The 13,405-nt window shown below is 65.1% G+C and carries 12 protein-coding genes; 3 read left to right on the forward strand and 9 right to left on the reverse strand.

The window, feature by feature from the left end; translation table 11 throughout:
• Positions 1 to 22 precede the first annotated feature (22 nt).
• Positions 23 to 634, forward strand: a complete 612-nt coding sequence (locus tag EXV95_RS10375; RefSeq protein WP_176886755.1) for an SH3 domain-containing protein — start codon at positions 23 to 25, stop codon at positions 632 to 634.
• A gap of 10 nt (positions 635 to 644) precedes the next feature.
• Positions 645 to 1,610, forward strand: a complete 966-nt coding sequence (locus EXV95_RS10380) for a M48 family metalloprotease (protein WP_255484975.1) — start codon at positions 645 to 647, stop codon at positions 1,608 to 1,610.
• Positions 1,611 to 1,651: 41 nt separating this feature from the next.
• On the opposite strand, the gene EXV95_RS10385 is transcribed toward EXV95_RS10380, so the two are convergent.
• The 9 genes from EXV95_RS10385 to EXV95_RS10425 all read right to left on the reverse strand — a co-directional run bounded on the left by EXV95_RS10385 (position 1,652) and on the right by EXV95_RS10425 (position 12,313).
• Positions 1,652 to 2,581 (reverse strand): DMT family transporter, encoded by a 930-nt coding sequence (locus EXV95_RS10385; protein WP_176886756.1) that lies wholly within the window; start codon positions 2,579 to 2,581, stop codon positions 1,652 to 1,654.
• A gap of 33 nt (positions 2,582 to 2,614) precedes the next feature.
• Positions 2,615 to 4,243 (reverse strand): gamma-glutamyltransferase family protein, encoded by a 1,629-nt coding sequence (locus EXV95_RS10390; RefSeq protein ID WP_218135484.1) that lies wholly within the window; start codon positions 4,241 to 4,243, stop codon positions 2,615 to 2,617.
• A gap of 146 nt (positions 4,244 to 4,389) precedes the next feature.
• Positions 4,390 to 5,646, reverse strand: a complete 1,257-nt coding sequence (locus tag EXV95_RS10395; protein WP_228896822.1) for a DUF3422 domain-containing protein — start codon at positions 5,644 to 5,646, stop codon at positions 4,390 to 4,392.
• A 163-nt stretch (positions 5,647 to 5,809) separates the two neighbouring features.
• The gene (locus tag EXV95_RS10400; protein ID WP_055401467.1) at positions 5,810 to 7,321 is read right to left on the reverse strand and encodes a tripartite tricarboxylate transporter permease; all 1,512 of its coding nucleotides are present in this window, start codon (positions 7,319 to 7,321) and stop codon (positions 5,810 to 5,812) included.
• Between the two features lie 15 nt (positions 7,322 to 7,336).
• Positions 7,337 to 7,825 (reverse strand): tripartite tricarboxylate transporter TctB family protein, encoded by a 489-nt coding sequence (locus EXV95_RS10405; RefSeq protein WP_176886757.1) that lies wholly within the window; start codon positions 7,823 to 7,825, stop codon positions 7,337 to 7,339.
• A gap of 285 nt (positions 7,826 to 8,110) precedes the next feature.
• On the reverse strand, positions 8,111 to 9,904 hold the full coding sequence (locus tag EXV95_RS10410) for a GspE/PulE family protein (RefSeq protein ID WP_055401463.1): 1,794 nt from the start codon (positions 9,902 to 9,904) through the stop codon (positions 8,111 to 8,113).
• Positions 9,905 to 9,945: 41 nt separating this feature from the next.
• Entirely contained in the window at positions 9,946 to 10,710 is a 765-nt protein-coding gene (locus EXV95_RS10415; RefSeq protein WP_121420888.1) for a spermidine synthase, read from the reverse strand.
• Between the two features lie 9 nt (positions 10,711 to 10,719).
• Entirely contained in the window at positions 10,720 to 11,370 is a 651-nt protein-coding gene (locus EXV95_RS10420) for a DNA-deoxyinosine glycosylase (protein WP_176886758.1), read from the reverse strand.
• A 115-nt stretch (positions 11,371 to 11,485) separates the two neighbouring features.
• Positions 11,486 to 12,313 (reverse strand): TatD family hydrolase, encoded by an 828-nt coding sequence (locus EXV95_RS10425; protein WP_176886759.1) that lies wholly within the window; start codon positions 12,311 to 12,313, stop codon positions 11,486 to 11,488.
• A 131-nt stretch (positions 12,314 to 12,444) separates the two neighbouring features.
• Here EXV95_RS10425 and EXV95_RS10430 point away from each other — a divergent pair, with 131 nt between their 5' ends.
• Positions 12,445 to 13,386 (forward strand): S1C family serine protease, encoded by a 942-nt coding sequence (locus EXV95_RS10430; RefSeq protein ID WP_121420890.1) that lies wholly within the window; start codon positions 12,445 to 12,447, stop codon positions 13,384 to 13,386.
• Positions 13,387 to 13,405 lie beyond the last annotated feature (19 nt).

Raw genomic sequence — 13,405 nt, forward strand, 5'->3', positions numbered from 1 at the left:
ATCATAAGTGGAGAGCTGCAACATGAATTGGCTGCACCGCGGAGCCCTGGCTACCTGGCTGGCATGGGCCGCATTTGCACCCCTGGCAGGTAGCGTGCATGCGCAGGAGGCGGCCGTGGTCAAGCGTGCCACCCAGTTGCGCGACACCCCCGCCGACAGCGGTGCGAGCGTGGCCCCGCTGGAGGCCAACACTGTGGTCACGCGCAGCAACGAGCGCAAGGGCCCCTGGACCAAGGTGAGCACACAGCAAGGTGCAACCGGCTGGGTGCACATGTTCGACCTGGGACCGCAGTCGGGGTCGGCCACGCCCACCAACAATGCCGCCACCAGCGGCCTGCGAGGCTTGGGCGGGCTGTTTGGCGGCAACAGCGGCTCCACCACCACGGCCACGTCCACGGTGGGCATTCGTGGCCTGGATGCTGAAGACATCGCCAATGCGCAGCCCAATCCTGCTGCCGTCGGCCGGGCAGAAAGCATGCGGGTGAATGCCGACCAGGCGCGCCAGTTCGCCAGCTCGGCGTCCCTGCAATCCCGGGATGTGCCCGCCCTGGCGCAGCCCGCACTGCCCACATCCAGTCGGGGCTCCGGCAGCGGGTCCAGCAACCCCTCCGACCCCAACTACAGCCCTAACTGAGGAAATGGCCATGAACCGGAATTCCACCTGGAAACGCCGCGCGCAGACGGCAGCCTTGTGCGCGCTGCTCGCCGCAGCGCCCCTGGCCGCCCACAGCCAGAACGTGATGAACATCCTCAACTCCCTGGGGGGCGGGCTGGGCTCGGCCATCACAGGTGGCAAAGCCGCTCCGGCGGCGCAGGGTGACGATCTGATCAGCCTGCTCACGCAGTCGATGGAGAACATCGACGAGGCCAAGGAAATCGAGATCGGCCGCCAGCTGGCCGCCCTGCTGCTGGGCGCCAAGCCCGCCCACCCGGACATGGCACTGCAGCGCTATGTGAACCGCCTGGGCCGGTGGGTGAGCCTGCAGTCGTCGCGCCCTGGCCTGCCGTGGACCTTTGTGGTGCTGGATGACGCGGGCTACAACGCCTTTGCCGCGCCGGGCGGCTATGTGTTCGTGACCAAGGGGCTCATTGACCGCTGCGCCGACGAGTCCGAACTGGCGGGCATCCTGGCGCACGAGATCACGCACGTGACCTCCAAACACCACCTCCAGGCCATCCGGCAAAGCGCCATGGCGGGGGTCGGCACGCAACTGCTGGCTTCGCAGATCCGCACCAGCAACATCGCCGGGCAGCTCGTCAAGGACCAGCTGCTGTCGCTGTTCCGCACCGTCTACACCAAGGGGCTGAGCCAGTCCGACGAATTCGAGGCGGACCGCACCGGGGTGTCGCTGGCGGCCAAAGCCGGTTTTGACCCCTACGGTCTGGTCTCGGTGCTGCAGCAGCTGCGCACCGTCACGCCGGACAACCCCATGTTCACGCTGACGATGTCCACCCACCCCGCCGCACAGGCCCGTCTGGATTACCTGGAGCAATCCATGGGCCGCCAGCTCGATGGGCTGGGCGGGTCGCGCGCGTCGATTGCACAGCGCCTGGGCGGCAGCGCCCCAGCGCCATCCAACCGACCTGCAGCGGCGAAAAAGGCGGGATAAGCCCCCCCACGGAGAGCGCACCGCCCGCTCTCCGCAGAAAGTCAGGGCGCTTGTCGGCGCGCCAATTGGGTGAACACAAAAATACCTGTGATCACCAGCGCCGTGCCCGCAGCCACCCACACCGTGAACGGCTCACCCAGAATCCACACCCCCATGAGGATGGTGGACAGCGGCCCCACCATGCCGGTCTGCGCGGTCATTCCAGCGCCCACGCGCTCAATGGCCATCATCACCATGAGCACGGGCGCAGCCGTGCAGAGCGTGGCGTTGAGGATAGACAGCCAGATCACCTCGGGCGCCACCACGGCAGCACTGAAGGGCCGCAGCACCACAAACTGCAGCAGGCACAGCAGGCACGCCACGGTGGTGGCCAGCCCCACCAGCCGCAGCGAACCCAGGCGCCGCACCATCTCGCCGCTGTAGACCAGGTAGATGGCGTAGCTCACCGCGCTCAGGAACACCAGCAGCGTGCCCCAGGCAGCATTGGTGCCCTGCAGGTTGGCTTCGTGGCCGAACACCAGCACCACGCCGCAGTAGCTGATCAGCATGCCCGCGGCCTGGCCCCAGGTGATGCTGCGCCGGTACAGCACCCAGCCCAGCATCACCACCAGCGTGGGATTGAGGTACAGGATCAGCCGCTCCAGGCTGGCACTGATGTAGGCCAGCCCTGCAAAGTCCAGAAAACTCGCCAGGTAGTAGCCCGTGAGCCCCAGCCCCAGCACGCCCAGCCAGTCCTTGCGGGTCAGGGGGGGCTTGCCCCGGCTGGCCCACCAGGCCATCACGGCGAAGATGGGCAGCGCAAACAGCATGCGGTACATGATGAGCGTGACCGCATCAACACCATGGCGGTACGCCAGCTTGACGATGATGGCCTTGCCGCTGAAGGCGATGGAGCCCAGCAGGGCCAGGGCAAGACCGGTTGCTACGTTTTTTGTAGCTGCTTGCGCTTGTTCAGATTGCGGTGGAGCCACTTTTTCTTCAAATCCTGATCTGGCGGAAGCCGGTCAATACCCCGCCACCTGGCCGTCGCGACGCGGATCGCTGGCGGCCACATAGCCCTGCACTTTGGGATCGCCCATGCGCCAGATGAACTGGCCGGCGCCAAAGTCCTGGTAGGAATCCTGGATCACCTCCATGCGGTGCCCCAGGCCCAGCAGGCCCTGCACCGTCGCGGCGGGCATGGCGGCCTCGACGTTGATCGACAGCCCTTCATTGAAGCGCCAGCGTGGTGCGTCGCAAGCCACCTGCGGGTTCTGGCCGTAGTCCAGCATGCGCACCAGGGTTTGCATGTGGCCCTGGGGCTGCATGTTGGCGCCCATTACGCCGTAGCTCATCACGGGCTGGCCGTTTTGCGTGAGGAAGGCGGGGATGATGGTGTGAAACGGTCGCTTGCCGGGTGCCACCAGGTTGGCTGGGTTGGGGCCCGCCGGGGCGGTACTGAAAGCCTGGCCCCGGTTCTGCAGGCTGATGCCAAAGGTGGGCTCCACACAACCCGAGCCGAAGCCCATGTAGTTGCTCTGGATGAAGCTCACCATCATGCCATTTTCGTCGGCCGCAGTGAGGTAGATCGTGCCACCCTTGACCGGATTGCCAGCCCCGAAATCCTGCGCCTTGTTCATGTCGATGAGTTTGGCACGGGAGGCCAGGTACGCGTCATCGAGCATTTGCGCGGGTGTCACCTCCATGGACGATGGCTCGGCCACATAGCGGTACACATCGGCAAATGCGAGCTTCATGGCCTCGATCTGCAAATGCTGGGACGCTGCGCCATCCACCGGATGGCTCGCCAGATCAAACTGGTCCAGGATGCCCAGCGCAATCAACGCCGCGATGCCCTGGCCGTTGGGCGGGATCTCGTGCAGGGTATAGCCCCGGTAGTTGCGGGCAATGGGCGTAACCCATTCAGGGCGGTGTGCTGCCAGATCCGCCAGCGTCAGGCTGCCGCCCTGGGCCTGCGAGAAGGCGACCAGCGCCTGGGCAATTTCGCCCGTGTAGAACGCCTGGCCCTGTGTGGCCCCGATGGCGCGCAGTGCACGGGCTGCGGCGGCAAACTGGAACAACTCACCCACCTGCGGCGCGCGGCCCCAGGGCATAAAGCTTTGCGAAAAACCCGGCTGCGTGTGCAGCTCGGGCACGGCCGCCGCCCATTTTTGCTGCACCACCACCGGCACCAGATAGCCGCGCTCGGCAATCTCGGCGGCGGGCTCCATCAGCGCGGCAAAGGGCAGCTTGCCGAAACGCTCGGACAGGGCGACCCACGCGCTGACGGCACCCGGCACGGTGACGGAATCGATCCCGCGTTTGGGAGGGCTGGCCTGGCCCTTGCCGTAGCGGCTGTGAAAGTACCCGGGTGTCCAGGCCGCAGGGGCGCGGCCCGAGGCATTGAGTCCGTGCAGGGCCTGACCGTCCCACAAGATGCAAAACGCATCGCTGCCCAGCCCGTTGCTCACGGGCTCGCAGATCGTCATGGCGGCCGCTGCCGCCACAGCGGCGTCGACAGCATTGCCGCCCTGCTGCAGCATGCGCAGGCCCGCCTGGGCAGCCAAAGGATGCGAGGTGGAAACGACATTGCGCGCAAACACCGGCAGGCGGGTGCTGGCATAGGGGTGGGGGTGGGTGTAGCTGAAGTGCATCGAGCCATTATGGGTCGCGTGCCATGTCCGCACACCGGGCGTACGGCAAGGGCCTGCCTGCCCGTCGGGCTTGGCCCCACCCCCAGCATCCCTGCTCAGCACTCAGCACGCCGCGGTGCGCTGAGCTGTCCTCTTGTGGATTCCAGCTAGCCGTGCTTGCGGAACACCCGGTGGTGCAGCCGCCTCAGCGACCACCACACGCCCCCCGCAACCACCGGAATGGCGATGGCCGCCGTGGTTTCCGGCGACAGGGGCCAGCCCAGCTTCTGCGCCCCCTTGGCCAGGTAGCTCACCAGGCCCACGATGTAGTACGTGATGGCAGCCACCGACAGCCCTTCCACCGTGGACTGCATCTGCAGCTGCAAATCTTGCCGGTGGTTCATGGTGGTCAGCAGCGCCTGGCTGCTTTGCTGCTGCTCAATCTCCACGCGGGTGCGCAGCAGGTTGCTCATGCGCGAGACACGTTGCGACAGCGCATCCTGGCGCCGCGCCGCCCATTCACAGGTGCTGCGTGCAGGCGTGAGACGCCGGTCCATGAATTCCCGAATCGTCTGCATCCCGGCCAGGCGCGATTCGGCAATGTCCTGAATGCGCTTGTCCAGCAGTTCGAAGTACGCGCTGCTGGCCGAAAAACGCGAGTGGGTGGCCGCATACTGGCTCTCCACCTGCCCGGCCAGACGGGTCAGGCGGTCCAGCAGCGCAGGCTCTGCGTCGCGGTTGGCGGTGCGGATGGCGTCGGCCAGTTCGGCCAGTTCGCGTTCGGCAAAAGCCAGCACACTGGCGGCCTCGCGCGCAGCGGGCAGGCCCAGCAAGGCAGCCATGCGGTAGGTCTCGATTTCGAGCAGGCGCTGCACGAGGCGGCCCAGGCGGCGCTGCGTCATGCCGCCCGCGAGCAGCACCATGCGCGAGAACCCATCGGCGTGGATCGCAAAATCGGTGTAGACCTCGCCATGCCCGTCGGCCACCGTGGAGGCCACCAGCGTGTCCTCATGCAGCACATGCTTGACCAGCGACCCCGAACCAAAGGTGTGGGTGGGCAGTACCCACAGGTTCAGGCTGCACAGACAATGCCCGGGCAAAGCCGCCAGCCACCCGCGGGGCACCGCGTCTGCGGCGCTGGCCGGCTCCCGCTCGCCAAAGGCGTCGGCCGCCATGGGCACCATGAAGGTCCAGGACACAAACTCGGTGTGCAGCTCCCAGCGCATGCGGTAAGCCCCCAGGTCCATGCGCAGGTGCGTGGTGTCCGCATCGGGCAATGCCAGGTGGTGGTCGCGCAAAAGAGCCGCCACATGGGCCCGGCTCGCTTCACGCCCTGCGGCATCGGCCAGCATCACGATGTGTGCAATGGCCAGCGGGGCCGTCATGGCCTCGGGCGGACGGGCGTGGATTTCGTTGTGCAGCATCGCCCGGTGGGGGTGCTGTGGCAGATGGAATGGAGTGGACATACGGGCCTCTTGCCCGCCATTGTGTACTGGCGCTACGGGCGTGCCGCGGCTGCAGATCGCCAAAAAACAACGGCACCCGAAGGTGCCGTTGTTCTGGAGTCGGATGGAAAATGCCGTGCCGTCAGTCTTCGACGAAGGCTTCCTCGCGCTTGCTCTTCACCGAAGGCAGCAGCACGATGATGAGCAGCAGTGCCGCAGCAGCCAGCAGGCCGGCCGACAGCGGACGCGTGACGAACACGCTCCAGTCGCCACGCGACAGCAGCAGTGCGCGGCGCAGGTTCTCTTCCATCATCGGGCCCAGGATGAAGCCCAGCAGCAGAGGTGCGGGTTCGGTGCCCAGCTTGTGGAAGATGTAGCCCACCAGACCAAACGCACCCACCATCCAGATGTCCCAGGTGTTGTTGTTGGTCGAATACACACCCACGGCGCAGAACAGCACGATGGACGGGAACAGCCAGCGGTAGGGCACCGTGAGCAGCTTGATCCAGATGCCGATCAGCGGCAGGTTCAAGATGATCAGCATGGCATTGCCCAGCCACATCGAGGCGATCAAGCCCCAGAACAGCTCGGGATTGCTCGTCATCACCTGGGGACCAGGCTGGATGTTGTGGATCGTCATGGCACCCACCATCAGCGCCATCACGGCGTTGGGGGGGATACCCAGCGTCAGCAGCGGGATGAAGGAAGTCTGCGAACCGGCATTGTTGGCAGACTCGGGCGCTGCCACACCACGGATGTTGCCCTGGCCAAAAGGCACTTCACCGGGCTGGAGCTTGGTCTTCTTCTCCACGGTATAGGCCGCAAATGCAGCCAGCAATGCCCCACCACCGGGCAGGATACCGAGGGCGGCACCCAGCGCCGTGCCCCGCAGCACTGCAGGAATCATGCGCTTGAAGTCGTCCTTGGTGGGGAACAGGCCTTCCACCTTGGCAGTGAACACTTCGCGCTCATCGTCAGGGCGCGAGAGGTTGGCAATGATCTCGCCGTAGCCGAAAACACCCATGGCGATGGTCACAAAGCCGATGCCGTCGGTCAGTTCAGGAATGTCGAAGCTGAAACGGGCCACACCCGAGTTCACGTCGGTACCCACCAGGCCCATCAGCAGGCCCAGCACGATCATGGCCACGGCCTTGAGCAGCGAGCCCGAAGCCAGCACCACGGCACCAATCAGGCCCAGCACCATCAGCGAGAAGTACTCGGCAGGGCCGAACTTGAACGCCACTTCGGTCAACGGAGGTGCGAAGGCCGCCAGGATCAGCGTACCCACACAGCCGGCAAAGAACGAGCCCAGGCCCGCCGCCGCCAACGCAGGGCCCGCACGGCCCTTGCGCGCCATCTGGTAGCCGTCAATCACGGTCACCACCGACGAGGACTCGCCCGGCAGGTTCACCAGAATGGCAGTGGTCGAGCCACCGTACTGCGCACCGTAATAGATACCGGCCAGCATGATCAGCGCAGCCACGGGTGGCAGCGCGTAGGTGGCGGGGAGCAGCATGGCGATGGTTGCCACCGGGCCGATGCCGGGCAACACACCAATGAGCGTGCCCAGCAAGCAGCCCACAAAGCAGTAAATGAGGTTTTGGAACGTGAACGCGACGCCAAAACCCATCGCGAGGTTGTCAAATAATTCCATGGTCGGTGCTCCTGCTCAACCCGTGATGAAACTCGGCCACACAGGGAACTGCAGCTTGAGCGCCCAGACGAATGCCACGTAACTGCCAATGGCCAACACGGTGGCCAGGACGAACACGGACTTCGCGTGGAACTCCTGGCCCGCCAGGCTTGCAATGAAGGTCAGCGCATAGATGCCCACGATGAGGCCCATCGCCGGGATACCTATGCTGGGCAAGCCGCCCAGCAGGATACCGAACGCAAAGTTGGCAGCCAGGATGAAGAACAGCGGCTTCCAGGCCCACTTTCCAATCTTGTCACCGTCCTGGGTCTCGACCGTGGTGGCCTTGAAGGTGATCGCGCCGCCGATGATGGCCAGCAAGATACCCAGCAGCAGCGGGAAGTAACCCGGGCCCATGCGGGCCCCGTTTCCGACGTTGTATGTGGTGGCTCCCCACGCAAACGCAACACCAACCCCCATGAACATGAGGCCGGCAAAGAAGTCTTTTTGACTTTTGATTTTCACGAATTGTCTCCTTGGCGGGAAATCTCGACTGCGCGATTGTGCGTGCAACCAAGGCCCGCGCGGATGTGGATTCCACCTACATCCGGTAACGCTTGGGATGTCCTGCATAACCCTCGCGCGTCGGTGGTAGTGCGGATCGGGAAAGGCCGCAAGGCGTCTTTTTGCGGCCAATAGCATGGCTATTGGCAAGAAAAGCAACGCAGCGGACTGCCCGAGGCCGCGCTATCACAGACCGCAGGGAGTTATGCAGGACATCCCTTGCTCCTGCGGAGCTGGTTCAAAGTCTTACTCCAGCGGCGGTGTCGCAGCAATCACCTCGTCCAGAGTGGTCAGGCCCTCTGCCACCCGCAGCGCGCCTGCCAGACGCAAAGGCCGCATGCCATCCTGCACGGCCTGGCGGCGCAACTGGTCGATCGAGGGCGCCTGGTTGATCTTCTCCTTGAGCGCCTCGGTCACGGTGAGCAATTCATACAGGCCCATGCGCCCCCGAAATCCACCCATGCGGCAGTCCACGCAGCCCACAGGCTTGTAGGGGTGGTAGCCGCCACTGAGCTTCCAGGGCTTGACCACCTCCACCAGCGTTTCGCGCTGCGCCGTTTCGTCCTTTTGTTTGCACTGCTTGCACAGCGTGCGCACCAGCCGCTGGGCCAGCACCCCCAGCAGCGTGGCATTGAGCAGATAGGGGGGCACGCCCAGTTCCATCATGCGGGTGATGGCCGACGGGGCGTCGTTGGTGTGCAGTGTGGAGAACACCAGATGCCCGGTCAGCGCAGCCTGGATGGCCATCTCGGCCGTCTCCAGGTCGCGGATTTCGCCCACCATGATGATGTCCGGGTCCTGGCGCATGAGGGCACGCAGGCCCTCGGCAAAGTTGAAGTCGAGCTGGGGCTGCACCTGGGTCTGGTTGAAACTGGGCTCGATCATTTCGATCGGGTCTTCCACCGTGCTCACGTTCACCTCTTCGGTCGCCACGCGCTTCAAGGTGGAATACAGCGTGGTGGTCTTGCCCGAGCCCGTCGGCCCCGTCACGAGAATGATGCCGTGCGGGCGCTTGACCAGCGCCTCCCAGCGCTCGGCATCGTGCTGGGCAAAGCCCAGGGCGTCCAGATCCTTGACGGCATTGTCCGGGTCAAAGATCCGCATGACCATCTTCTCGCCAAACGCCGTGGGCAGAGTGGACAGGCGCATTTCCACCTCGTCCCCACGCTGGTTGCGCGTCTTGATGCGGCCATCCTGCGGACGGCGCTTTTCCACCACGTCAATGCGGCCCAGGAGCTTGATGCGCGAGACCATGGCGTTGTGCACGCCCATCGGCATCTGGTAGACCGGGTGCAGCACGCCGTCGATGCGAAAACGGATCACGCCCTGGTCGCGCCGGGGTTCCAGGTGGATGTCGCTCGCGCGCTGGTCAAAGGCATATTGCCAGAGCCAGTCCACCACCTTGACCACGCCCTGGTCGTTGGCGTCGAGCTGCTTGTTGCTCTTGCCCAGCTCCACCAGCTGCTCGAAGCTGCTGCCCCCGGAGTTGCCCCCTGCCTTCTGCGCGGCGCGCACGGACTTGGCCAGGGCAAAAAACTCTGCAGTAAACCGGTGAATGTCCAGCGGGCTGGCCACCACGCGGCGCACCGTGCGCCGGGACTGACGCTCCACCTCCGCCACCCAATCCTCGATGAAGGGCTCGGCCGTAGCCACCACCACTTCCTTGGGGGTGACCTGCACGGGCAGCACCTTGTGGCGCTCTGCATAGGTGGCGCTCATGGTTTCGGCCACGCGCCCCACGTCCACCTTGAGCGGATCGATCCGCAAATAAGGCAGGCCTGCCCGCTTGGCCAGGTATTCAGACAACGCCTCGATGTCCAGCGGCTTGCCATCGCTGGCACGTTCCATGGCCACGTTGGCCAGACGCACCAGCGCATGCTGAGAGCTTTCCGCCTGCGAGCAGCGGGCGATGGTGCGTTGAGCCTCTTCCTGGGAGATGACTTCGTCATCGCTGAGCCACTGCACCATACGTCGCCAGTCCACCGGACCGACGTAGGGTCGCGCCGCAGTGCTGGCCAGGGAAGCGGAGATTGTTTTCATCAGATACCTTTCCGAAACGGGGCTGTGGGCGGCCCGGGGGCTCAGGCCACGACGGGCTTGAATGCCCGCAGCCATTTGGTGGTCGGCAGGTCCCAGCGCGCCTGGATGGCCTGCGCCTGCACGTCGAGTTCCGCCCGCTTGGGGCGCGTTGGCGTCTTCTGGGCCAGCACCACGGTGTTGCCTTCTCGCGTGGGCTTGAAGGCCCAGAGTGCCTTGTCACCAAAGGCCGCCGCCATGCTCTGCAGGCTGCGCTCAAAGCTGGACGCCCGCCCGAACAGGTTGACCGTCATGCACCCCGTGTCGGTCAGCAAGGCGCGGCAGTCGGCGTAGAAGTCTGCGCTGTCGAGCACCGGCGCTGCGGCCTCATGGTCGTACAGGTCCACCGCCAGCGCATCCACGGTGCCCTGCCACATGGGGTTCTTGATCTCTTGCGCCGCATCGGCCAGCACCACCCGCAGCTTGGGGCCATCGGGCGGCAACTTGAACCATTGCCGACATACCGCCAAGACCTGTGGGTTGAGCTCGATGGCCGTGGTGCAGATGCGCAGCTTCTTGTGGCAGAACTTGGTGATGGCACCGGCCCCCAGCCCGAGCTGCATGGCATGCCCCTTGGACACCTGGGGCAAGTCGGCAAACAACAGCCACGCCATCATGCGCTGCACGTACTCCAGTTCCAGTTCAAAAGGCTCTGCAACGCGCATGGACCCCTGAATCCACGGGGTGCCCAGGTGCAGGTGGCGCACTTCGCCGTCATCAGAGACGCTGACTTCGGGCAGTTCTTGTGATTTTTCTTTTTTGCGGGTCATTCACAACAATCAAAGCAGGCGGTGGGCCGCCATCAGGTCCGCCCAGGCAGCCAATTTACGTTCAAAACTCCAGGAGGCATTGGCCGGGCTGGTCGAGGGCAGACGGTGCGATGCGATAGAGCGGGCGGAACCAGGCCCGGAACCCGTGCCCACGCGCTGATCGGAAAGCACATCATCATGCGCCGCAGCGCGGGGGGGCCGGAAGCTGCCGAGCACCGCCGGGGCATGCTTGAAGCTCTCACCCCCATTGTGGGCGACGGCGGCGAGCTGCGGACACACCGCCTGCAGGCGCGCAAAGTCGTTGACCTGCGCATTGCGGATGCTGGTGTCCAGGCTGCCCTCCCGCTCGCAGCTCTCATACACATCCCACAGGCCAAGCCCCCTTGCCAGCAACCAGTCGCAACGTGCGGCATACCCTTCGGCCCCTGCGGGCGGCAAGGGATGCTGCGGCCACAGCGCTTGCAAGATCTTCCAGAAATGGTTTTGCGGGTGTGCGTAATACTGGCGCAGCCGCAAGGAGGCAGCCCCCGGAAAACTTCCGAGGACCAGCACCACCGTGCTCGCGGATACCACCGGCGGCAGCCCCTTGAGGCGCACCGGCGGGGCTGGCGCCGGGGCATCAGGGAGCGGTGGGGGCTGCGTCAGAGCGGCGTCGGGCATCCGCCGATTCTGAACCGAAACCCGTCAGCAACCCCGCGACATCCTCAAAAAAAACGATAGCTGTAAACCCTTTACCACAAAGCGCTGGCCTCCTAAAAACCTACCAATTGGTGGATCAGACGGAGACCAAAGCCTGCAACCGGGGCAGCGCCACCAGCGCATTGGCACAGGTGATACCCGCCAAATCCTCCAGCGGCTGACGGCGCAGCTCGGCCAATGTGTTTGCAATGCGCGGGAGTTCGCCGGGTGCATTGCGCCCTTGAGGCTGGCCTTCGGCCCGCTGGGCGGCGGTGGCATACAACCAGTGAGGAGGGATGTCAGGCGCATCCGTCTCCACCACCAGCGCCTCCGCGGGCAGTTCTGCCGCCAGGCGGCGCAGTTGCAGCGCCCGGTCGTAGGTCATCGCGCCGCCAAACCCCAGCTTGAAGCCCAGGGCGATGAACGCCTGCGCCTGCTGCAGGCTGCCATTGAAGGCATGGGCGATACCGCCCTGCACCGGCAGCTCCCGCAAGCCCTTGAGCAATTTGTCGGACGAGCGGCGCACATGCAGGATCACCGGCAGGTCGAACCGGCGCGCCAGCTGCAGCTGCGTGCGATAGAACTGCTCCTGCCGGGCTGGGTCCAGGCCGGGCACGAAGTAATCCAGGCCAATCTCTCCGATGGCCACCAGACGCTCGTCAGCCCGGTGTTGCTCCAGTTCCTGCGCCAGCAGCTCCAGATCTGCGTCGTGCGCGCGCCCTGTGTAAAGGGGGTGAATGCCCAGCGCATAGCTATCGCCATGCCGATGGGCCATGGCGCGCACCGTGGCCCAGTTGCTGCGCTCCACCGCCGGAATCACACAATGGGCTACGCCCTGGGCCCGCGCCTGGGCACGCACGGAATCGCGGTCGGGGTCAAACTCGGGCGCATCCAGGTGGCAATGGGTATCGATCCAGACAGTCATGGAGTGATGATGCCCCATCAGCCCCGACCGCTCCCTCGGCGTGAAACCTTGCAAGTGCACTCTGCAGCGATCCGTGCTAACGTGAAAACCGTGCGCCGTCTCGCGGCGTCTTCCGTAGAAAAGGTGACAGGATGCCCCGGCCCGCCCTCTACAGCAGCTCCCGCCACACCCGCCGCGCCCCACCCGAGCCGGTTGAAAAAGTGCCTGCGCCCACCGAACAACCAGCGGCCAGTGTGATGGAGCCCTCTCCAAACCCTGCCACCAAGCCTGTGGCGGGCACGGCTCTGTCGCGGCGCCATCTGTACGCCCTGTGGGCATTGGTCGCGTTGCTGGCCACACTGCTGCTCTACAGTCTGTGGCTGCACCAGCGCCCCGCCGCCCAGCGGATCACCCAGGAAGACATTGACGCCGCCGTGCTGCGCACGCTGGAGACGACCACCCCGCCCTCCGCCGCCGCCCGCGCTGTGGAAGCGATCTCTCCCTCGATCGTGCGCGTGGTGGGCTACGGCCGCAGCAAAAACGGCAAGGAAGAGGTGGAACGCGGCATTGGCACGGGCGTGGTGATTGTGGACAAAGGCATCATCCTGACCAACCTGCACGTGGTGGCGGGCGCGGACCGCATTGCAATCACCTTCCACGATGGCCTGGAAACCACCGCCAGCATCACGGGCGCCCAGCCCGAAAACGACCTGGCCGTGCTGCAAGCCCACAAAGTACCCGATGACCTCTTCGCAGCCCCGCTGCGCTCCACCCAGGACCTGCGCCCCGGCGACCACGTGGTGGCCGTGGGCTTCCCGTTCGGCATCGGGCCTTCGGCCTCAGCGGGCGTGGTCTCTGGCCTCCAGCGCGAATTCACCTCGCCCGAAGGCAAGCGCCAGCTCAGCAACCTGATCCAGTTCGATGCTGCGGCCAACCCCGGCAACTCCGGTGGCCCACTGGTCACGCTCGATGGCGAGGTGGTGGGCATCGTCACCGCCATCCTGAACCCCACGTCGGCACGCACCTTCATCGGCATCGGGTTTGCGGTGCCCATCGAGAACGCGGCTTCTGCCGTTGGCATGCCCCCATTCTGATCCCGACCCTTCACAAGGA

Source organism: Acidovorax sp. JMULE5 (genome assembly GCF_013376875.1).
GTDB lineage: Bacteria > Pseudomonadota > Gammaproteobacteria > Burkholderiales > Burkholderiaceae_C > Acidovorax > Acidovorax facilis.